Origin of the sequence: Rhodovulum sp. HP10, assembly GCF_047553435.1 — a bacterium.
Taxonomy (GTDB): Bacteria; Pseudomonadota; Alphaproteobacteria; order Rhodobacterales; family Rhodobacteraceae; genus Rhodovulum.
In genome coordinates this window covers 258,092-276,859 of the sequence record NZ_CP180201.1, presented here as the reverse complement: position 1 = coordinate 276,859, position 18,768 = coordinate 258,092, and the positions used below count along the sequence as shown (strand labels likewise).

At 67.0% G+C, this 18,768-nt stretch carries 17 protein-coding genes; 3 read left to right on the top strand and 14 right to left on the bottom strand.

Going from position 1 to position 18,768, the window contains the following annotated elements:
* Nucleotides 1-27 precede the first annotated feature (27 nt).
* The 8 genes from ACK8CO_RS01255 to ACK8CO_RS01220 form a co-directional block, all read right to left on the bottom strand.
* Entirely contained in the window at nt 28-1,083 is a 1,056-nt protein-coding gene (locus tag ACK8CO_RS01255; protein ID WP_080616179.1) for a dipeptidase, read from the bottom strand.
* A 704-nt stretch (nt 1,084-1,787) separates the two neighbouring features.
* The gene (locus ACK8CO_RS01250) at nt 1,788-2,279 is read right to left on the bottom strand and encodes a prepilin peptidase (protein ID WP_369822838.1); all 492 of its coding nucleotides are present in this window, start codon (nt 2,277-2,279) and stop codon (nt 1,788-1,790) included.
* Nucleotides 2,280-2,292: 13 nt separating this feature from the next.
* Nucleotides 2,293-2,712 carry a hypothetical protein gene (locus ACK8CO_RS01245; RefSeq protein ID WP_414897874.1) on the bottom strand — a complete coding sequence of 140 codons (420 nt, stop codon included), beginning with the start codon at nt 2,710-2,712 and terminating at the stop codon, nt 2,293-2,295.
* Nucleotides 2,713-2,775: 63 nt separating this feature from the next.
* On the bottom strand, nt 2,776-4,038 hold the full coding sequence (locus ACK8CO_RS01240; RefSeq protein ID WP_414897873.1) for an AAA family ATPase: 1,263 nt from the start codon (nt 4,036-4,038) through the stop codon (nt 2,776-2,778).
* Between the two features lie 1,110 nt (nt 4,039-5,148).
* Nucleotides 5,149-5,361, bottom strand: a complete 213-nt coding sequence (locus ACK8CO_RS01235; protein ID WP_080616183.1) for a hypothetical protein — start codon at nt 5,359-5,361, stop codon at nt 5,149-5,151.
* Nucleotides 5,362-5,761: 400 nt separating this feature from the next.
* Nucleotides 5,762-6,499, bottom strand: coding sequence for an SDR family NAD(P)-dependent oxidoreductase (locus ACK8CO_RS01230; protein ID WP_414897872.1), 738 nt, complete (start codon nt 6,497-6,499; stop codon nt 5,762-5,764).
* Nucleotides 6,499-7,809: an FAD-binding protein gene (locus tag ACK8CO_RS01225; protein ID WP_414897871.1), complete on the bottom strand. Its 1,311-nt coding sequence runs from the start codon at nt 7,807-7,809 to the stop codon at nt 6,499-6,501. Before ACK8CO_RS01225 ends, ACK8CO_RS01230 begins: the two co-directional genes overlap by 1 nt.
* Nucleotides 7,790-8,791, bottom strand: coding sequence for a lysylphosphatidylglycerol synthase transmembrane domain-containing protein (locus ACK8CO_RS01220; protein WP_414897870.1), 1,002 nt, complete (start codon nt 8,789-8,791; stop codon nt 7,790-7,792). The genes ACK8CO_RS01225 and ACK8CO_RS01220 overlap by 20 nt, the downstream gene beginning before the upstream one ends.
* 256 nt (nt 8,792-9,047) lie before the next feature.
* Between ACK8CO_RS01220 and ACK8CO_RS01215 the strand changes: the two genes are divergently transcribed.
* A complete protein-coding gene (locus ACK8CO_RS01215) occupies nt 9,048-9,422 on the top strand; it encodes a hypothetical protein (RefSeq protein WP_414897869.1) in 375 nt (124 codons plus the stop codon).
* A gap of 100 nt (nt 9,423-9,522) precedes the next feature.
* On the opposite strand, the gene ACK8CO_RS01210 is transcribed toward ACK8CO_RS01215, so the two are convergent.
* A complete protein-coding gene (locus ACK8CO_RS01210) occupies nt 9,523-10,152 on the bottom strand; it encodes a 3-oxoacid CoA-transferase subunit B (RefSeq protein ID WP_414897868.1) in 630 nt (209 codons plus the stop codon).
* A 14-nt stretch (nt 10,153-10,166) separates the two neighbouring features.
* A complete protein-coding gene (locus ACK8CO_RS01205; protein ID WP_414897867.1) occupies nt 10,167-10,862 on the bottom strand; it encodes a CoA transferase subunit A in 696 nt (231 codons plus the stop codon).
* A 559-nt stretch (nt 10,863-11,421) separates the two neighbouring features.
* On the opposite strand from ACK8CO_RS01205, the gene ACK8CO_RS01200 reads away from it, so the two are divergent.
* Both ACK8CO_RS01200 and ACK8CO_RS01195 read left to right on the top strand, forming a co-directional pair.
* Nucleotides 11,422-11,604, top strand: coding sequence for a hypothetical protein (locus ACK8CO_RS01200; RefSeq protein WP_414897866.1), 183 nt, complete (start codon nt 11,422-11,424; stop codon nt 11,602-11,604).
* Nucleotides 11,605-11,748, top strand: a complete 144-nt coding sequence (locus ACK8CO_RS01195; protein WP_155773988.1) for a hypothetical protein — start codon at nt 11,605-11,607, stop codon at nt 11,746-11,748.
* A gap of 225 nt (nt 11,749-11,973) precedes the next feature.
* On the opposite strand, the gene ACK8CO_RS01190 is transcribed toward ACK8CO_RS01195, so the two are convergent.
* The 4 genes from ACK8CO_RS01190 to tldD form a co-directional block, all read right to left on the bottom strand.
* A complete protein-coding gene (locus ACK8CO_RS01190; protein ID WP_414897865.1) occupies nt 11,974-12,543 on the bottom strand; it encodes a L,D-transpeptidase in 570 nt (189 codons plus the stop codon).
* Nucleotides 12,544-12,686: 143 nt separating this feature from the next.
* Nucleotides 12,687-15,461: a type I DNA topoisomerase gene (gene topA / locus ACK8CO_RS01185; RefSeq protein ID WP_080616192.1), complete on the bottom strand. Its 2,775-nt coding sequence runs from the start codon at nt 15,459-15,461 to the stop codon at nt 12,687-12,689.
* A 159-nt stretch (nt 15,462-15,620) separates the two neighbouring features.
* On the bottom strand, nt 15,621-16,784 hold the full coding sequence (gene dprA, locus ACK8CO_RS01180; RefSeq protein ID WP_414897864.1) for a DNA-processing protein DprA: 1,164 nt from the start codon (nt 16,782-16,784) through the stop codon (nt 15,621-15,623).
* 312 nt (nt 16,785-17,096) lie between these two features.
* The gene (gene tldD / locus ACK8CO_RS01175; RefSeq protein ID WP_414897863.1) at nt 17,097-18,518 is read right to left on the bottom strand and encodes a metalloprotease TldD; all 1,422 of its coding nucleotides are present in this window, start codon (nt 18,516-18,518) and stop codon (nt 17,097-17,099) included.
* Between the last annotated feature and the right edge of the window lie 250 nt (nt 18,519-18,768).

The window sequence follows — 18,768 nt, the reverse complement described above, 5'->3', positions numbered from 1 at the left end:
CGTTGGCTCTGGGTCAGAGGCCCCGGGTCAGTGGCCCCAGGTCTTTTCAAGCACCCGCAGCCAGTTGCCCTGACAGATCCGCGCGATCAGCTCGGGCCCGTAGCCATGCGCCTTCATCGCCCGTCGCAGCGCCGGAAGGCCTGCCGCCGTGCCGATCGCGGATGGGATCAATGCCCCGTCGAAATCCGAGCCGAGCCCGACCCGGGACTCGCCCAGCCGGTCCAGAAGATGGTCGAGATGGCGCAGCATGTCGTCAAGGCCGGTATCGATCATGCGGCCATCCGGTCTGAGAAAGGCCGTGGCGTAATTCAGCCCGACCATGCCGTCGCTGGCGGCGATGGCGTCGAGCTGGGCATCGGTCAGGTTGCGGGCATGCGGACAGATCGCATGGGCGTTGGAATGGGTGGCGACCAGCGGCGCGTCCGAGTGCTTCGCGACATCCCAGAACCCCGCCATCGTCATATGCGACAGATCGAGCATGATCTTCAGGTCATTGCAGCGCCGGACCAGCGCCACGCCCAGATCGGTCAGACCGCCGCCGGTATCGCCATCGGACGGATAACGGAAGGGCACGCCCTCGCCGAAGATCGTCGGCCGGCTCCAGACCGGACCGAGCGAGCGCAGCCCGGCGCCATGCAGCACGTCGAGAGTGATCAGCTCGGGGTCGATGGCCTCGGCGCCCTCCATGTGCAGGACGGCGGCCAGCTTGCGTTCGACCATGGTGATATGGATCTCGGCGGCGCTGCGGCAGATCTTCAGCGCGCCCAGCTCTTCCAGCCGCTCGAGCGTCGCGACCTGTGCCATCGCGACCTGCAGCGCCTGGTCCTGGGCCACGGGCTCGGGCAGGGGCAGGTCATAACTGTCGCGGCTCATCTCGTCGTGATCGGTATCGCCTTCCCCGGAGGGGACATAGACCGCGAAGAACCCGCCGCCGAGCCCGCCCGCGCGCGCCTTGGGCAGATCGATATGGCCCGCGCCGCCGGTCAGGAAGGTTTCGGCGGCCTTGGGCCCACCGGCGCGATAAAGCCTCAGAAGCACGTCATTATGGCCGTCGAACACGGCCGGAAGGGTCTCGGGGTCCACGAAGATCTCCGGTATTGGCGGGTCAGAAGATCTGACTTACCTCGGCAAGTTAGCTAAAATTCGGACGACCGAAAGCCCGAATTCGGACCTTTCGGTCAAAAAACGATGGTCAGCTTGCCTGTCTCGCGGGCTGTCACGGCAAAGGCGGCCTTCTTCGCGGACGACCATGTTGACCTGGGCGGGATCGATCAGCTCGGGGCTCATCTGACAGGGAATGGTCCCCAATTCGCAGATCGCGGTCCTCTGGTCGATGCGCCGTAATCGTCCGACCGGTCAGTGCATCGAGTGCGCAGGCCTTGCCCGCCCCGATCAGCCTGCAACCTGTTTCACGGCCCGAATTGGCAGGCGGCGTCCCGGTCGCCTTGCGGATCATCGTCTTCGGCAGGATGTCGCGTGTCATCAGGATCGGCAGCCGCATCTGGGCCAGCGAATGGCGCGCGTGCAAGGGTCATGGCGGGGCCGGACAAGGTTGCGACGGAGGGGGATAGACCGCCTCGAATTCGTGCGAATTTCACGAAGCAAGTTATTGTTTATAAATAATATTTGGATGTATGACTTTTATCCCGAGATCTCCTTCGGCCGGGTGGTGTCGGGGCGGTGCCGATTTCTTCGGCCGTCAGTGCGGATCGCGGCAGCGGATATCGCCCTGTGTTCCGCCCCGGCGGTCGCGTGGCTTTCATGGCCAGCAGGTGACCCGGTCGCGACTAGATCCCGCTTGGCATCGTCCCGATGGCGGCCAGCCCGAGATAGAGGATCAGGGCCGGGCCAAGCGCAAGCCCCATCGGAAAGTCGCGTGTGTCCCAGGAGGCCCAGTCGGGCAGCGCCCGGCGCAGCGCGGGAATCCGGCGCATCAGGCGATGCGCGGCGAAGCTTGCCGGGATCGTCGCGGCCAGCAGGAACAGGAAGGCGCCGATATCGGGCGGGGCGATCAGGGGGGCCATCGCCGCCGAGAATTTGGCATCTCCCGCGCCGACCGCGCCGGTCATGTTCAGCACGAACCCCAGCACCAGCACCACCGCCAGATGCACCCAGCGCCAGGCCCAGGCGGAAAGCGGCAGTGCCGCGAGCCCGACCAGCGCATAGATGGCGATCAGGGCCAGTCCCGCCCGGTTCGGAATGGTCATGGTCCGGAGGTCGCTGATCGCGGCCCAAAGGGCGATCGGAGCCGCGAAGGGCAGGAACCAGAGTGCTGCCACCGTCGCCAAGGGCCTAGCCTTGCGCCTGCGCGGTCAGTACCGGCATGTGGTAAGGCCGGGCGTGCCCGGTCAGGGTCATCCGGATTACCGGAAGCTCGTATTTCCGCTGCACGTCGCGGACCCGGACCGGAGTGTTCCTGGCGGTGGAAAGCCGGGGGGCGCAGGTCGGCGCGTTCACGAACAGCCGCCCGGCGCCGTTGAAATCGCCGCGCGTCAGCCTGGAATATTCCCAAGTGTTGAAGACAGCTGCGGGGGTGGTGGTCAGCCCGGCCGCGGCTTTGCAGGAGCTGTCGGCCATCGCCCATTCGCGCTTGCCATCGTCCAAGATCGTCTCCAGCCGGTGAGGCTGACAGGTCTCGAAGGCGGTCGGGGGGCTGCCGGGCTCGGCCTTGTCCCGGTCGCAGATCCGGATCAGCGCGTCGGCATGTTTCATCCGGTATGCGTCGTCGGGCTCGGCCGGGCGCCGGGTCTGTCGCGTGAAAACATGCGCAACGCCTTATTGCGGCGCGGCGGCCGAAGCCGTTCCGAAATCCTGCAGCGACCTGGCCAGCATCCGGATCTCCTTGCGCAGAGGCGCCCGGGCGGCGGTTTCGGCCAGGGTCTGGCCATGATCGCCGGCCTTTGTCACCGCCTTGCCGCAATCGGGCAACCGAAGCCCGATGTCGATATCGAGACTGTCGGCCAGCCGCCGCATCCGGCCGCGGCCCGACAGGTCGGTGAATCCGGGCGCCCGGTTCAGCGCAAAGCGCAGCCTTTCGCGCGGCAGCCCTTCGGATTTCAGCACCCGGATCACCCGGCGCGCATTCTCTGCCGAGCGCATGTCGAGCTCGAGCAGCGCGAAATAGAGATGCGACTTGTTGAGCACCGCCTCGGTCCAGTTGACGAGGGTCTTGGGCATGTCGATCACGACGAATTCGAATTGCGACCGGGCCATGTCGATAAGTGCATTGATCTCGTCGGGGCCGACGATGTCGAGCGGCAGGATGTCGGCGGGAGCGGTCAGGACGTGGAACGCGTTTCGGTACCGCTGCAGCGCTTGCAGAAAGCCGTCACCATCCATCGCGGCTATGCCGGAGAGCAGGTCGAAGACCGCGTCCTTGCGCGGCAGGTCGAGATAGGTCGCGGCCGAGCCGAATTGCAGGTCGAGATCGAGAAGACAAACCCGTCCTGCGGATTTACGCGCCTCGATCGACAGTTCCATGGAGAGGTTCACCGCGAAGGTCGAGGCGCCGACGCCGCCTGCCAGTCCCTGCACCGGCAGCACCAGCCCGTCGCGACCCGATCGCGGAAGCCCTGGGAGGGTCGGGTCGGCCGGGGCTGGTCGTGCCGGGGGCAGCGGGGGCGCGGTGCGGGGCCGGCCAAAGCGCTCGATCGCCTCATGCAGGGCGCCCTCGGGCAGAGGATAGGGCACGAAATCGTCGGCCCCCTTCCGCATCAGCTGATGCAGTGCGATCGGGCTAAGCCGTTCGGCAATGACCAGGACCCTGAGATCGTGCCGGGTCGCGGCGCCCACGATTTCGCCGATCTCGGCGATATTGGCCTCGTCGGCATCGCCGACCGCGACCGCGATGAATTCGAGGTCGCGTGCCTCGGGCCGGTCCAGAAAATCGGGCGCGTCGGCGAAGGCGATATCGCCCCATCCGTCGCCCAGCTCGGCCTCCATGTCCTTGATCAGAAGGTCGAAATTCTGGATGTCCCGCGATACCGTGCAGGCGCGGATCGGAGCGTGATCCGGGATCGGCGCTGGCATGCTCGTCATCGTTTCCACGTCCTTCCACGCAGACCGGGCAGGGCGGCCGCAGAGCCGCTTTCCCGCAGCGTTTGCGTGCGACTCATCTCGCACGCGGATATCCATCATCGGGGCAGGATGAAGAACAACTTGGACAACATTGCGGCCCGAGCTGCGGAATTGTTCGGAAAAACCTTCGGAATGGGCCCGGGGCGGCAGGATTGTCCTGCAAGATGCGGCCAGATCATCGCCGGGATCGCAGGGGGGACTCGCCGGGGCGGCCTCGGGCCGGGCTATTCCGGGCCTGCAACGGTCTTGGCTGGGCGCTGTCCGGACAGGCCAGGAGTTGCGCCCATGCATGTGCCCTCGATCGCCATCGGACGCGGCCTGAGGGTCCCGGACAGTTCGGTTGCCGCGCGCCGGTTCTCTCGGTCGGGGCCCGCGCTCTCTATCGGCGGCCGGGTTGCGCCATGGCATAAGGATCGCCTGCCGCCGTGCCCGGCCAGATGCCCGGCAGGCCCGGGCTGACATCGACGCGGATCGCGACGGCGGGCATGCCCCTTGTCAGGCGCGAGGTGATGTCGGCATTGGCGCCTGGCCCGGTCGCCTTGACGCGCGGCGGCGGTTCGCCGGCTCCATCGCGCGCTGGACGGTACGAAATTGCGGCCGACCCTCGTGAAAAAGCGCGTCCCCGCTTTGGAACAGCCCTTCAACATCGCCTTTTTCGGCCAGAGCCCGGCCGCAATTCCGGGAGGGCGATCTGCTGACCGTAGCGCCGCGGTTTCCAGGGCGACCTGCCGGGCTTGGGCGGCTGCAGGGGCACGCCTGGTGAAGGTGAAATTGCCCTTGCACGATATAGACGACAACGCCCGCCAGGCCGATCCCGATCGACAGGACCGGTCCAAAGGTCCGGCGCATGAGATGTCCCGTCGCCGTCGTTCCCGGGCCGCCCTTCAGGCCGCGAAACGTCCCTTGCCTTGTCGGCCGGGTTGGTCCCGGGCGGCGGAATTCGTGCGATCCCGGGACCTGCGCTTCGATACTATTTTCAAAATTCCGTGCCTGCCGGACGGCGCCCGACAGACAGGAAAGGCCGCACGCAGGGTGCGGCCCTGGCAATGTCCGGGCACAGGCCCGGGCCGGTCATTCGCTCCAGCCGAGCGTGCCCCGTTCGGCAACCGAGGCCCCCGACCGGGACTCCGAGAAGCTGTCGCCCAGATCGTTCACGCCGGGGCCGAAGGTGGCCAGAACGGCGATGCCAAGACCGATGATGGCTGCGGTCAGGACCACCCAGTCGACGGTTGCGGTGCCTGACTCGGCTTTGGCGAAGGTCCTGAGGATGTCGAAGAGTTTCATGTTTGCTGCCCCTCCAGAAGGTGGTCGTTCGGCTCGGGTGACAATGGATGAAGCGCCGGGCCTCCCGGGGGACGTCCTCTCAACCGCTTCGGCCCGTCCATCAGGCCCGTAAAATCAGGCGAGAGTTGGGCTCGGCTTTGGCAATTTCCACCAGGTCGGGAACACTGTCGAAGCCTTGGGAAAACGTACGGGAATGAATTAACAATTCCTGCGAAACGGTTGCGAACACAGGATTTCATCCCGACAGATATGCGTCTGGAGGGGCAGGGGTGAAGACGGGCAGGATCGAAACCGGCCGGTCCGGAAAACGCAAAGCCCGCCGACGCCAACAGGGACGGATCCGGCGTGCCAGCCGCGCGGGTTCGGCGCCCGGCCCCGGGGCCGGACGACGCGACAGCTCTCAGACCGAGAGTTTCTTGAACACCCGTTCCGGGATCAGCCGGATGATGCCCATGATCCCCATCCAGAAGACTGGCGTGTAGATCACGTTGCGCTGTTTTTCGAGCGCGCTCAGGATGTCATCGGCGACCTTGTCGGGCGAGGCCACGAGGAACATGCCCTCGATGCCCCAGGTCATCGCGGTGTCGGTAAAGCCGGGCTTGACCGTCAGCACATGCCCGCCCGCGCGGCCCAGCCGGTTGCGTAGCCCCGACAGATAGGTGGCAAAGGCCGCCTTGGCCGCGCCATAGACATAGTTGCCGATCCGCCCGCGATCGCCCGCGACCGAGCCTACGCCGATGACGGTGCCCACGCCGCGGGCCTCGATGATCGGGGCGAGTCCCTGCAAGACACGGGCCGGGCCGGTGAAGCTGTCGGTGACGACGCCCCCGATCAGGCCGGGATCGGCGTCGATCTCGGCCTGGGGCGGCATCGAGCCCACGAAGACCGCCGCCGAGACCGTGCCCTCGCAGGCCTCGGCCCGGGCGAGGATGGGCGCCAGGCAGGCCGGGTCGCGTGCATCGAAGCGGATGGTTTCGGCGACGGCCGCGCCGCGGACGCGCGCATCGGCCGCGTCGCGTTCGAGATCGGCAAGGTCGCGCCCGGCGAGGATCACCCCGTCACCACGGGCTGCCAGCCGGCGCACCAGCGCCCGCGCCATCGAGGACGAGGCCCCGAGAATGATCCAGGTCTCTGCCATCACAGGCTCCTCAGCTGCAGGCGCCGCACCAGATCGGTGGCCAGACGCGCCTCGGGATCGGCCTTGGCCGCCTCGGCGCGCCAGGCCTGCAGTTCGGGATACATCGCGGCCATGCTTTCGGGGCGGGCCAGCGCGTCCTTGGCCAGATAGATCCGCCCGCCTGCGGCCAGCACCTGATCCTCGAGCCGGGCGTGAAGCGCGGGGACCCTGGCGCGGGCGGGCAGGTCGACCGCCAGCGTGTAGCCCTCCATCGGGAAGGACAGATGCCCGGCCCGGCCCGGCCCCATCCGTTTCAGGACTGCGAGCGGCGAGGCGATGCCGCCCCGCGCGATGGTGTTCAGGATCTCCTTCAGCGCGGCCGCCCGGTCTGCGGGCAGCACGCATTGGAACTGGTGGAAGCCACGCTTGCCATACAGCCGGTTCCAGTCGCTCAGCGCATCGAGCGGGAAGAAGAAATCGTCCAGCGCGCGGGTCCGCTTGCGGCCGCCATCGGGCACGCCCGATCCGTACCAGCGGTTGAAGATCTTCACCACCGGCCGGGACAACAGCGCGTTGGGTGCGTCGAAGGGCACGGGCTTCGGTTTGCGCTCGGGGCCGGGGCGGGTGCCCTCGACCAATGTGCCCTCCTCGAGAATGCCGCGCCCGAGCCGCTTGCGTTTTGCCGTGGCGTCGATCCAGCCCACCGCGAATTCGGCCTTCGAGGCGTCGAGCGCGGCGATGAAGCTGTCGAAATCCGGCATCGCGGTTTCCACGACCTTCATCCGCTGACCGGGGATCTTCCTCAGCTGCAGCCGGGCCGAGAGGATGGCGCCGGTCTGGCCGAGACCTCCCATCGTGGCGCGGAACAGGGCGGGATCGGAGGCCGGGCTCACCTCGCGCGGGCCTGCGGCGGTCATCAGCGTGACCGCCAGCACATGCTGGCCGAAACTGCCCGCACCATGATGGTTCTTGCCATGCACGTCATTGGCGATGCAGCCGCCGACCGTCGCAAGGCCGGTGCCGGGCATCACCGCGGGCATCCAGCCGCGCGGCGCCAGAAGTTTCAGCAGCGCGCCGATGCTGGCGCCGGCCTCGACCTCGATCACGCCGGTCTCGGGATCGAAGGCCAGAAGCCGGTCCATCCGCGTCATCCGGATCGCGGCGCCGCCGTCATTCAGCGCGCTGTCGCCATAAGAGCGGCAATTGCCGATGGCGGGCCCGCCTTCGGCCAGCGCCTCGGTCAGGGCCGAAACCCGTTCCGGCCGGGCGATCCGGCCATGGGCCCGAAGCGCCCGGCCCCATCCGGCATAATCAGCGGTTTTCCACTGCATCCACTGTCCTTTTCGACATTCGTTCCGCCACGGGAAAGACCAGGGCGCCGATCCCGATCGCGAACCACAAGGTGGTGATCCGGATCACCGCCGTGGCCGCGACCGAAGTTTCCAGCGGCAGGCCCTCGAGTGCAAGAAGCGCAATCATCGCAGCCTCGGCGCCGCCCAGCCCCCCCGGCGCACCGGTCAGCCCGCCCGCCAGCGTGGCGAAGACGAAGATGCCGACGGCCTTCCAGAGCCCGATATCGGCGCCGAGCCAGATCAGCAGTTGATGAAAGGCATAGCCCTCGGCCATCCAGCCCAGAGAGCCCAGCAGGATCGAGACGGCCAGCAGCCGGGCATCGGCGAAGCTGCCCAATGTCCGCGCCATTCTGCGAAGCCGCCCGAACAGCCGCGGCCAGCGACCGAAGATCCGGTAGCCGCGCGTCACCAGCGCTGCCATCAACCGGCCATTGGTCGCGACGGCGGCGGCGGCAAGCGCAAGGACCGCAACCGGGATCGCGCCCGCGATGTGACCTGCGGACAGCGCCAGAGCCAGGCAGAGGATCAGCGCCATCGCCACCAGATCGGCGGCGCGGTCCATCACGAAGAGCGGCGCCGAGCGTTCCAGCGGCAGCCCGGTCTCGCGCCTTATCCAGCGCACCCGCACCAGTTCTCCAAGCCGTCCGGGCGTCGCGATCATCAGGAAGCCGCCGAGATAATGGCGGATGTCGCGCCAGAGCCCCGGCGGCAGGCCGAGCTGTCGCCCGAAGGCATGCCAGCGCAGCGCGCGCAAAAGGTAGTTGATCAGCGACAGACCCAGAAGTGCGGCGCCCTGGATCGGGCCCAGCCGGGACAGCTGGGCCATGGTGTGATCCCATCCGGTGGCCGTGGCGAGCCCTGCCAGGCCGATCAGCACCAGCGCCAGAAGGCCCGCCATCACCAGGGCGTCGCGCAGTCGGCGCGAGGCGGGCGGGGCGGAGGAGAGCGATGTTCCGGTCATAGAGGCGTCACCCGTTTGCGGTCTCCGGCCAGATAGCACGGGAAGTGCTGCGGAATGCGAACCGTTTCCGCCAAAATCCGGCGATTGTTCCGTTGGTGGTTGGATGTGGCGAATTTCTGACGTCTATATGTGCATATAAGAACCTAAAATACATCAAGATCACCCTTCTGTGCGTTGAATTCGGATAAAGCTGGTGCCATCTATGCCTCATCCGACGGCATCGAGCCGCCGAAATGCACATAAAAGGAACAAAACCATGAAAACCCTTGCCTTGACCGCGGCCGCTTTTGTCGCTCTGTCCACTCCCGTCTTCGCCCAGTCCCAGCTGGAACAGGATCTCGGCGTCGAAGCTGGTGTCTACAGCGCCAGCCAACTGATCCAGATCAAGGCTGCCGCCGAGAAAGACGGCCCGCTGGCGCAGGTCTGGTTCAGCCCGGCCGACTCGACCACGATGTCGTCGTCGGGCTATGCCGATGCCCGCGTGGCCAAGGTCGTGGCCTCGCTCGCTGCGGAAAGCGATAACGGCTACGTGGCCGCGCATGGCCACCGCGATAACGGGCTGGCACCGCAGACCATCAGCAACCCCCGGGTTGCCGCCATCGCGGCCTATAATGCGGCGAATGCCGATTGATCCGGTCTTCCGGCCCCGCGCCGGAAGGGCTGGATGAAAAGGCCGCGCCGGGAAACCGGCGCGGCCTTTCTTCTGTCGTCCTGTGCCGAGGCAGCGGTGCTCAGTCGACGATGCGGGCCTCGGTCGCGGCCCGGATCTCGTCCTCGGTGACGCCCTCGGCGCATTCGACGATCTTCAGCCCGCCCTCGACCACGTCGAGCACGCCAAGATTGGTGATGATGCGGTCGACGACCCCGGTGCCGGTCAGCGGCAGGGTGCATTCCTTCAGCAGCTTCGAGTCGCCATGCTTGTTGGTGTGGTCCATCACCACCACCACCCGGCCGACACCCGCGACCAGATCCATCGCGCCGCCCATTCCCTTGACCAGCTTGCCGGGGATCATCCAGTTCGCGAGGTCTCCGTTCTCGGCCACTTCCATCGCGCCGAGGATCGCCATCGCGATCTTGCCGCCCCGGATCATGCCAAAGCTGGTGGCACTGTCGAAATAGGCCGAATGCGGCAGCTCGGTGATGGTCTGCTTGCCAGCATTGATGAGGTCGGGATCTTCCTCGCCCTCGATCGGGAAGGGGCCGATGCCCAGCATCCCGTTCTCCGATTGCAGCGTGACGTTCACGCCCTCGGGGATGTAATTCGCCACCAGGGTCGGAATGCCGATGCCCAGATTGACATACATCCCGTCCTTGAGTTCCTCTGCGGCGCGCGCCGCCATCCGGTTACGGTCCCAGGCCATGCTTTTTCCCTCCCTCAAGCCGCGCGCGTGGTGCGCTGTTCGATCCGCTTCTCGTGTTCGCCCTGGATCAGGCGATGCACGTAGATCCCCGGCAGGTGGATCTGGTCGGGCTCGAGAGCGCCCACCGGCACGATCTCCTCGACCTCGCAGACGCAGACCTTGCCGCACATCGCGGCGGGCGGGTTGAAGTTGCGGGCGGTCTTGCGGAAGACGAGGTTGCCCGTCTCGTCGGCCTTCCAGGCCTTGACGATGGACAGATCGGCAACGATCCCGCGTTCGAGAATATAGGTCTCGCCGTCGAACTCCTTGTGTTCCTTGCCCTCGGCGATGACGGTGCCGACGCCGGTCTTGGTGTAGAAGCCCGGAATGCCCGCGCCGCCCGCCCGCATCCGCTCGGCCAGCGTGCCCTGGGGGTTGAATTCCAGCTCGAGCTCGCCCGACAGGTATTGCCGCATGAATTCGGCATTCTCGCCGACATAGGACGAGATCATCTTCCTGACCTGGCGGGTCTGCAGCAGGAGCCCGATGCCGAAATCGTCGACGCCGGCATTGTTCGAGGCGAAGGTCAGGTCCTTGGTGCCGGCTTCGCGGATTGCCTGGATCAGAAGCTCCGGTATGCCGCAAAGTCCGAACCCGCCCGCGGCGATGAGCATGCCGTCTGCCAGCAGCCCGTCCAGGGCCTCGGCGGCAGTGCCATAGATTTTCTTCATGAAACTCTCCCTCTGATCCTCTGGACAAAGTTGTGACGAACGGTCACGGGGGAGTCAATCGACTGGGCCCCGGGACGTGAGCGGTCGCCGGACGTAGCCCTTGCCCCGGCCGGGACGGACCCTCCTTCAGGCCTTCTTAATTTCCGGGCATCTGAACCGGAGGCGACGGTCGAGGAGGCAAGGATGATCGTGAACCGGTCTCTGACGCAGATGACATTGTCGCTGTTTCAACCGCCCTCGCCGTGGCCAACCGGCCAGGCGGGCTTTCAGGCGACGGTCCGGGCGGCGCCGAAATCTTCGGTCGCTCGCCGGGCGCGGACATGGGCGGGTTCTATGGCGATCCGCGTCGCAGCGTTGCGCCGGATGGCGGCCTGTCGCAACAGACGCGGAACGTGCTGGAGGCCATCCGGTCGCTGATCTCCAATGAACTGGCGGCCATGCAAACGACCAGGGCCGAGAGATCGGGACCGATCCCGGTCGGGATCCGGCCGGGATCGTCCATGACAGCGATCTGACCGGCGCCGAACAGGCCAGTGTCTCGCACGACACCAGGGATGCCATGGCCACCCGCACCCTGTTCGGGATCGACACGGCGCTGGCAAGTCCGTCGGCAAGTGATCTGCCGTCAAGGCGTCTCCTCGTCGACGGGGACCGGCTGGCCATGACCGTAGAGGAACTTGTCGCCGAAACCATCGGCGCGTTGGTCGACAGGCCGATGACCGCCATCCGCACACCCTGCTAAATGGCAGCGTCCGAAAACCTCGGCGACCTGACCGGGGGGATCGCTCCGACAGATCTGCCCGAGCTGACGGAGGAAACCCTGGAACGCCTGCGCGCCGATCTGCTTGCGCAACGCTGGACTATCGGCGCGGCGACATCGGAATGACGGTCGAGATCTGCGAAAGCGACGAGACGGGCAGGGCGCGGACCGTCGGGACGCTCGACATGGCCACCGGCATACTGAGCCCTCTTGCCGGGACGGATGCCTGACCGGCTTTCGCGGGACATGTCGGGCGCGCGCCCTGCACCGGTGCGCCCGCTTTCGGAAGACGTGCTTCCCGACCAGCGCGCCGATGTGACCCGGGGCGGGGGCTCTGCGGCCCGGCCCCGATCAGATGATCCGGACCTGGGTGCCCACGGGGGTGATGGCGTAAAGTTCGGCGATCATTTCATTGTAAAGCCCGATGCAGCCATCCGAGGACGGTCGGCCGATCTTGCGCGTGTCATGGGTGCCGTGAATGAGATAGGCGGGCCAGGACAGGTACATGGCATGGGTCCCCAACGGATTGTCGGGGCCTGGCGGCATGTAGTGCAGATCGGGGTTGCGCTCGACCATCGAGGGGGTGGGGGTCCAGTCGGGCCCGATCCGCTTGCGCACCACCTTGGTATAGCCGCGCTTGGTCAGGTCCTCGCTGATCGGCACCGAGGTCGGATAGATCCGGTAGTCCTCGCCATCGCCGCTCCAGAAATGCAGGGCGCGCGACGAGGTGTCGGCCACGATCGCAGCCGTGCCCAGCGTATCGAAATGATCGCGCCAGTGCTGCTGGGAAAAGCTCGAGATGTTGCGGCGGGTCATCTGCGCGGGCTCGGCGCGCAGAAGCGCTGGCGCGGCAAGGCCCGTTCCAAAGGTTGCGCCAAATGCCAAAAGTGCCTTGCGGCGCGACATGTTCCGGTCCGTCATGGAAACCGCCCCCTCTTCTTCTTCGGCACGGGATTGCCCGCGCCCTTGCCTCGGGGGCGCAATCTGGGGCAGCGAAGACGCGCAGACCAATCACATCTGCTCACCCCAACGCGCATTCCTGCGAGCCCTTGCAGGCAGGGCTTCTATTCTGACTGGTCCGGCGTCTTCGCCTTTGTCGTCTTCGCCGCTTTCGTGGTCTTTGCCTTGGTCCCGGCCGTCTTTGCCGTCGATTTCGCGGCGGTTTTTCCGGTCGTCTTCGCGGTCTTGGCGGCAGCGGGTTTCGCCTTTGCCTTGGCCTTGGTCTTGCCACCCTTGGCCGCCTTGGCGTCGATCAGCTCGACCGCCTGTTCCAGCGTCACGCCCTCGGGCTCCACATCCTTGGGCAGGGTCGCGTTGACCTTCTCCCATTTCACATAGGGTCCGTAGCGTCCGGCCATGACGTCGATGGCGCCGCCCTTCTCGGGATGCTCGCCAAGCTGGCGCAGCGGTTTCGCGGCCGTGGCGCCGCCGCGGGTCTTCTTCTGGGCCAGCACCTCGACCGCGCGGTTCATGCCGATGGTGAAGACCTCCTCGACATCGGGCAGGTTGGCGTATTTCCGGCCATGCTTGACGAAGGGCCCATAGCGCCCGATCCCGGCCTCGACGGTCTCGCCATCCTCGGGATGCGGCCCGATCTCGCGCGGCAGGCTCAGGAGCATCAGCGCCTTCTCGAGGTCGATCTCCTCGGGCTTCCAGCCCTTGGGCAGGCTGGCCCGCGGCGGTTTCGGCACCTCTTCGGTGGCCTCGCCGCGCTGCACATAGGGGCCGAAACGGCCGATGCGCAGGCTGATCTCGTCCTCGCCGTCATGGCCCAGCACCTTGCCGTCGAGCTCGGAGCCGTCATCGCCATTCACCGCCGAGAGCGAGCGGGTATAGCGGCATTCGGGGTAGTTCGAGCAGCCGATGAAGGCCCCGCCCGAGCGCGCGGTCTTGAGGTTCAGCCGGCCCGCCCCGCATTTGGGGCAGATGCGCGGGTCGGAGCCGTCCTCGCGCGGCGGGTAGAGATGCGGCGCCAGCACGTCGTCGATCTTGTCGAGGACCTCGGAAATCCGCAGATCGGCGGTTTCGGCGATGGCGGCCGAGAAATCCTTCCAGAACCGGCTGAGCACGTCGAGATAGGCGCGCTCGCCCGCCGAGACGTCGTCAAGCTCGTCCTCCAGATTGGCGGTGAACTCGTAGCCCACATAGCGGCTGAAATAATTCGACAGGAAGGCCGTCACCAGCCGCCCCTTGTCCTCGGGGATCAGCCGGTTCTTGTCCTTCAGCACATAGCCGCGATCCTGGATCGTGGTGACGATCGAGGCATAGGTTGAGGGCCGGCCGATGCCGAGCTCTTCCATCCGCTTGACCAGCGTGGCCTCGGTATAGCGCGGCGGCGGCTGGGTGAAATGCTGCTGGGCGAGGATCGCCTTGCCGGCATCGAGGATTGCCCGATCGCAGCGCAGCACCCGGTCCTCTGCGGGGGCCTCGATCAGCTCGGGGTCGCGGGCGGCGCTGCCGGTCCCGGCAAGCGTCGCGTAATCGGCGGCGAAGCGGTCGGCCGATGCGGGCCGGGCGGGTTCGCCCTGCGCTATCTGCGGCAGGCGCCTGTCGTCGCCATCCTCGGTATCGTCTCGGCCCTCTTCGTAGACCTTGAGAAACCCATCGAAGAGCACGACCTGGCCGGTGGCGCGCAGCACCACCTCGCGATCCGCGCTTTCGACATCGACGGTGGTGCGTTCCAGCCGCGCGGCCTCCATCTGGCTGGCGATGGTGCGCTTCCAGATCAGGTCATAGAGCTTGCGCTGATCCTCGTCGGTCACCCGCAGCTTGGACGGATCGCGGGTCATCTCGGTCGGCCGGATACATTCATGCGCTTCCTGCGCGTTCTTGGCCTTGTTCTTGTACATCCGCGGCGATTTCGGAACGTAATCCGCGCCGTAGCGGTCCTTGATCGCGTCGCGCGCGGCCATCACCGCCTCGGGGGCCATGTCGATGCCGTCGGTCCGCATGTAGGTGATGATGCCCGCCTCATAGAGGCGTTGTGCCGCCTGCATGGTCTGGCGCGCGCCGAAGCCGAACTTGCGGCTGGCTTCCTGCTGCAGGGTCGAGGTCATGAAGGGCGGCGCGGGGTTGCGGGTACCGGGCTTGGCCTCGACCGCGGCGACGGTGAACTCGCGGCTTTCGACGGCCCTGACCGCCAGCTCGGCATCGGTCGCGGTGCCCAGGTCGAACTTGTCGAGCTTCTGGCCGCCCAGCGTGATCAGCCGCGCCTCGTAGATCTGGCCGCGCGGCGTCGCGAACTGGGCCGAGACCGTCCAGTATTCGCGGGCGCGGAAGGCCTCGATCTCCATCTCGCGCTCGACGATAAGCCGCAGGCAGACCGACTGCACCCGGCCCGCCGATTTCGCGCCCGGCAGCTTGCGCCACAGGACCGGCGACAGGTTGAAGCCCACCAGATAGTCGAGCGCCCGGCGCGCCAGATAGGCATGGACGAGGGGCTCGTCGACGGTGCGCGGGTTCTTCATCGCCTCGGTCACCGCCGATTTGGTGATGGCGTTGAAGACGACCCGGCTGACGGCGGTGTCCTTCTTGATCGCGCGGCGGGCGCGCAATGTCTCTTCCAGATGCCAGGAAATCGCCTCGCCCTCGCGATCGGGGTCGGTGGCGAGGATCAGCGCATTGTCCTCTTTCAGCGCGTCGGCGATGGCCTTCACATGCTTCTTGCTGTCCGAGCCGACCTCCCAGGTCATCTCGAATCCCTGCTCGGGATCGACCGATCCGTCTTTCGGGGGCAGGTCGCGCACATGGCCATAAGAGGCGAGAACCGTGTAGTCGGAGCCCAGATACTTGTTGATTGTCTTGGCTTTGGCCGGGGACTCGACAACGACGACGGGCATGGATTTCTCTCGACTCTGAGGGCGGGTGGCTTGGCGGCGCAAGATGTGGGGGGGAGAGTGCGAATGTCAATGCACGGAAGGGTGCATGGGGTGTTTCGCCTCAGGGTTGCGGTGTGCCCCTTTCATGCCCGCAATCCTCCCGGTCCCGGTCAGGGCCGGTCAGTCCGGGCGCGACAGAAGCCCGCCCGGCGCGCGTGCGATCCGGCCGTCGAGTTCCAGTGTCAGCAGTTCGGAGGTGACGGTGCCTGTGGGCAGGCCGAGGTCGCGGATCAGCTGGTCCTCGGCCAGGGGCGAGGGGCCGAGACGGTCGAGGATGCGGGCATGAAGCGCGGCCGTGTCGGGCGGCGCGGCGCGGCGGGCCGCGGGCGGGGTCTCGGGGATGGCGGTCATCCGCGACGGCGGCGCCTCGGCCGGGCTGTCGGCATCCGGCCGGGGCACGGGGCCAAGCGCCTCGAGCACATCCTCGGGATGGCGCACCAGCACCGCGCCGTCGCGGATCAGCATGTTGCAGCCCGAGGCCCGGGCGTCGAATGGATGGCCCGGGACGGCCAGCACCTCGCGGCCCTGATCGAGGGCGGCACGGGCGGTGATCAGGCTGCCCGAGCGCGAGGCGGCCTCGACCACGATGACGGCGCGGGCGAGCCCCGAGACGATGCGGTTGCGTTGCGGGAAATGGCGGGCCTGCGGGGCAAGCCCGGGCGGCTGTTCGGAAAGCCGCAGCCCCTTTTGCCCGATCTCCTCGGCGAGCCCGGTATTCTCGACCGGGTAGGGCATGTCGATCCCGCCTGCCTGCACCGCGACGGTCCCGGTCTCCATCGCGGCGATATGGGCGGCGCGGTCGATGCCGCGGGCGAGCCCCGAGACGATCACATAGCCGGACGCGGCCAGCCCCTCGGCCAGCCGCCGCGCCATGCGCAGCCCCAGCGAAGAGGCGTTGCGCGCGCCGACCAGCGCCACCATCGGGCGCTGTACGAGATCGGTACGGCCAAGGGCCCAGAGCACGGGCGGGGCGTCTGCAAGGTCGCGCAGGGCAGGGGGATAGGACGGGTCGTCATGCAAAAGCGCGACCGCGCCCAGCTTGCGGGCCCGGGCGATCTCGGCCTTGGCCAGATCCTCGGGAAAGGGAGTGTAATCCTTGACGCCCGCCGCGCTGGCGATGTCGGGCAGGGCCTCCAGCGCCGCTGCGGCGGTGCCATGATCTTCGATCAGCCTGAAGAAGGTGGTTGCGCCGACACGGCGTGACCGGATGAGACGAAGCCACGTAACCAGGGTGTCTTCCCGGGTGGGTGGTGCGAGGGGGTGGTAGGAAGAAGCAATCTCCACGTTTCGCAGCTCCGCTCATCCGTGATCCCAATCTGCGGTGAAATGGGTTAATGGAAGGTGAACGAATTCCAAAAATTCTCCTTATGCGCGAAATTTCGGGATTGGCGATACTGTTGGAACCGCGCTTGCGGGACGGTATGGCCCAAGCCCCGGGAAATGGATCCGGTTTTCGCGCCCCCACCTCGCAGGCGGACCCTCTTTGCCCCTGTGAGGACCGCCATTCCAAACCCGGAAGACCTCTCGGTCGCTGCCGGAGTTTCTTGCCGCAACCGGCCCCGGCAAGCCACCGGACTGTCGGAGAACGGCCGGGCCTCAGGCCCCGGCGCCCCCCACCGTCAGCCCGCCGATCAGCAGCGTCGGCTGGCCCACGCCCACCGGAACCCATTGCCCCGCCTTGCCGCAATTGCCGATCCCGGGATCCAGCGCCATGTCATTGCCGATGGCGCGTATCTGCTTCATCGCGGCCGGGCCGTCGCCGATCAGCGTGGCGCCCTTGACCGGGGCCCCGACCTTGCCGTTCCTCACCCGGTAGGCCTCGGTGCAGCTGAAGACGAACTTGCCATTGGTGATGTCGACCTGCCCGCCGCCGAAGCCTACCGCATAGATCCCGTCCTTCAGCCCGGCCAGGATGTCGGCAGGGTCGGTGTCGCCGCCCAGCATGCAGGTATTGGTCATCCGCGGCATCGGCGGATGGGCATGGCTTTCGCGCCGGCCGTTGCCGGTGGGCGCGAGCCCCATCAGCCGTGCGTTCTGGCGGTCCTGCATGTAGCCGACAAGCACGCCATCCTCGATCAGCACGGTGCGGTTCGAGGGCGTGCCCTCGTCATCGAAACTGATCGAGCCGCGCCGGTCGGGAATGGTGCCGTCGTCGATCACGGTCACGCCCCTGGCCGCCACCTGCTGCCCCATCAGCCCGGCAAAGGCCGAGCTGCCCTTGCGGTTGAAATCGCCCTCGAGCCCGTGGCCCACCGCCTCATGCAGCAGGATGCCGGGCCAGCCCGGCCCCAGCACCACATCCATCATTCCGGCAGGCGCGGGCTCGGCCTCGAGATTGACCAGCGCGATGCGCAGCGCCTCGCGCGCCGAGGCCTCCCAGCCGGCCCGGTCGATCCGCCCGGCCAGCCCGGTGCGGCCGCCGCCGCCATGGCTGCCCGATTCGCGATGCCCGTTCTCCTCGACGATCACCGAGACATTGAGCCGGGTCATCGGCCGGATGTCGGAAAGAAGCGTGCCGTCAGGGCGCAGGATGACCACCTCCTGCAGCGAGGCTGCGAGCGTGGCGGTCACCTGCACCACGCGGGGGTCGAGCGCCCGGGCGAAATCGTCGATTTCGCGTAGCGTGTCGATCTTGAGCGCGAAGGGCGCCTCGGCCAGCGGGTCGGCATCGCTATAGAGCCGCCGGTTGGTGGGCTGCGGTCCCAGCGCAAGCGTGCCACCGCCCTCGGCCACGGCAAGCCGGGCGGTCTCGACCGCGCGTTTCAGCGCCGCTTCCGAGATGTCGCTTGAATGGGCATAGCCCGAGGCCTCGCCGCGTACTGCGCGCAGGCCGAATCCTTCAGTGGCATCGTAGCTTGCCGTCCTGAGCCGGCCGTCATCGAAGCTCAGCATTTCCGAGCGGCGCCGCTCGAGAAACAACTCGCCATCCTCGGCGCCCAGCGTGGCGGCCTGCAACAGCAGCAGCGCCCGGTCGCGGTCGAGTGCGGTCTCGAATGGGCGGAACGGGGGGTGTTGCATGGGGCCTCCTGACATGGTGCGGACGGGCTTGGGGAAAAGCGGCGGAATGTCGCAGGTTTCGCTTGTGCCGCCCCGCTCAATATGTTTGTCTTGGGTCAAGATGCAACGGTGCGACGCGAACCGGGCCCGAACCGGGCGCGATCCACCGCAAGGATGCCGCAAGGCGCCATAGCAGGGAACCGGGAGATCGGCTCATGTCGCTCCACATGGGCCACAGGGTTCCGGCGGATGCCGGGTCCAAGCCAGCAAG

Coding starts and splice junctions, on each gene's coding strand:
- ACK8CO_RS01245 (WP_414897874.1), bottom strand. CDS start 2,712: ATGAAACATGCCGACGCGCTGATCCGGATCTGCGACCGGGACAAGGCC.
- ACK8CO_RS01240 (WP_414897873.1), bottom strand. CDS start 4,038: ATGACGAGCATGCCAGCGCCGATCCCGGATCACGCTCCGATCCGCGCC.
- ACK8CO_RS01235 (WP_080616183.1), bottom strand. CDS start 5,361: ATGAAACTCTTCGACATCCTCAGGACCTTCGCCAAAGCCGAGTCAGGC.
- ACK8CO_RS01230 (WP_414897872.1), bottom strand. CDS start 6,499: ATGGCAGAGACCTGGATCATTCTCGGGGCCTCGTCCTCGATGGCGCGG.
- ACK8CO_RS01225 (WP_414897871.1), bottom strand. CDS start 7,809: ATGCAGTGGAAAACCGCTGATTATGCCGGATGGGGCCGGGCGCTTCGG.
- ACK8CO_RS01220 (WP_414897870.1), bottom strand. CDS start 8,791: ATGACCGGAACATCGCTCTCCTCCGCCCCGCCCGCCTCGCGCCGACTG.
- ACK8CO_RS01215 (WP_414897869.1), top strand. CDS start 9,048: ATGAAAACCCTTGCCTTGACCGCGGCCGCTTTTGTCGCTCTGTCCACT.
- ACK8CO_RS01210 (WP_414897868.1), bottom strand. CDS start 10,152: ATGGCCTGGGACCGTAACCGGATGGCGGCGCGCGCCGCAGAGGAACTC.
- ACK8CO_RS01205 (WP_414897867.1), bottom strand. CDS start 10,862: ATGAAGAAAATCTATGGCACTGCCGCCGAGGCCCTGGACGGGCTGCTG.
- ACK8CO_RS01200 (WP_414897866.1), top strand. CDS start 11,422: ATGGCCACCCGCACCCTGTTCGGGATCGACACGGCGCTGGCAAGTCCG.
- ACK8CO_RS01195 (WP_155773988.1), top strand. CDS start 11,605: ATGGCAGCGTCCGAAAACCTCGGCGACCTGACCGGGGGGATCGCTCCG.
- ACK8CO_RS01190 (WP_414897865.1), bottom strand. CDS start 12,543: ATGACGGACCGGAACATGTCGCGCCGCAAGGCACTTTTGGCATTTGGC.
- topA (WP_080616192.1), bottom strand. CDS start 15,461: ATGCCCGTCGTCGTTGTCGAGTCCCCGGCCAAAGCCAAGACAATCAAC.
- tldD (WP_414897863.1), bottom strand. CDS start 18,518: ATGCAACACCCCCCGTTCCGCCCATTCGAGACCGCACTCGACCGCGAC.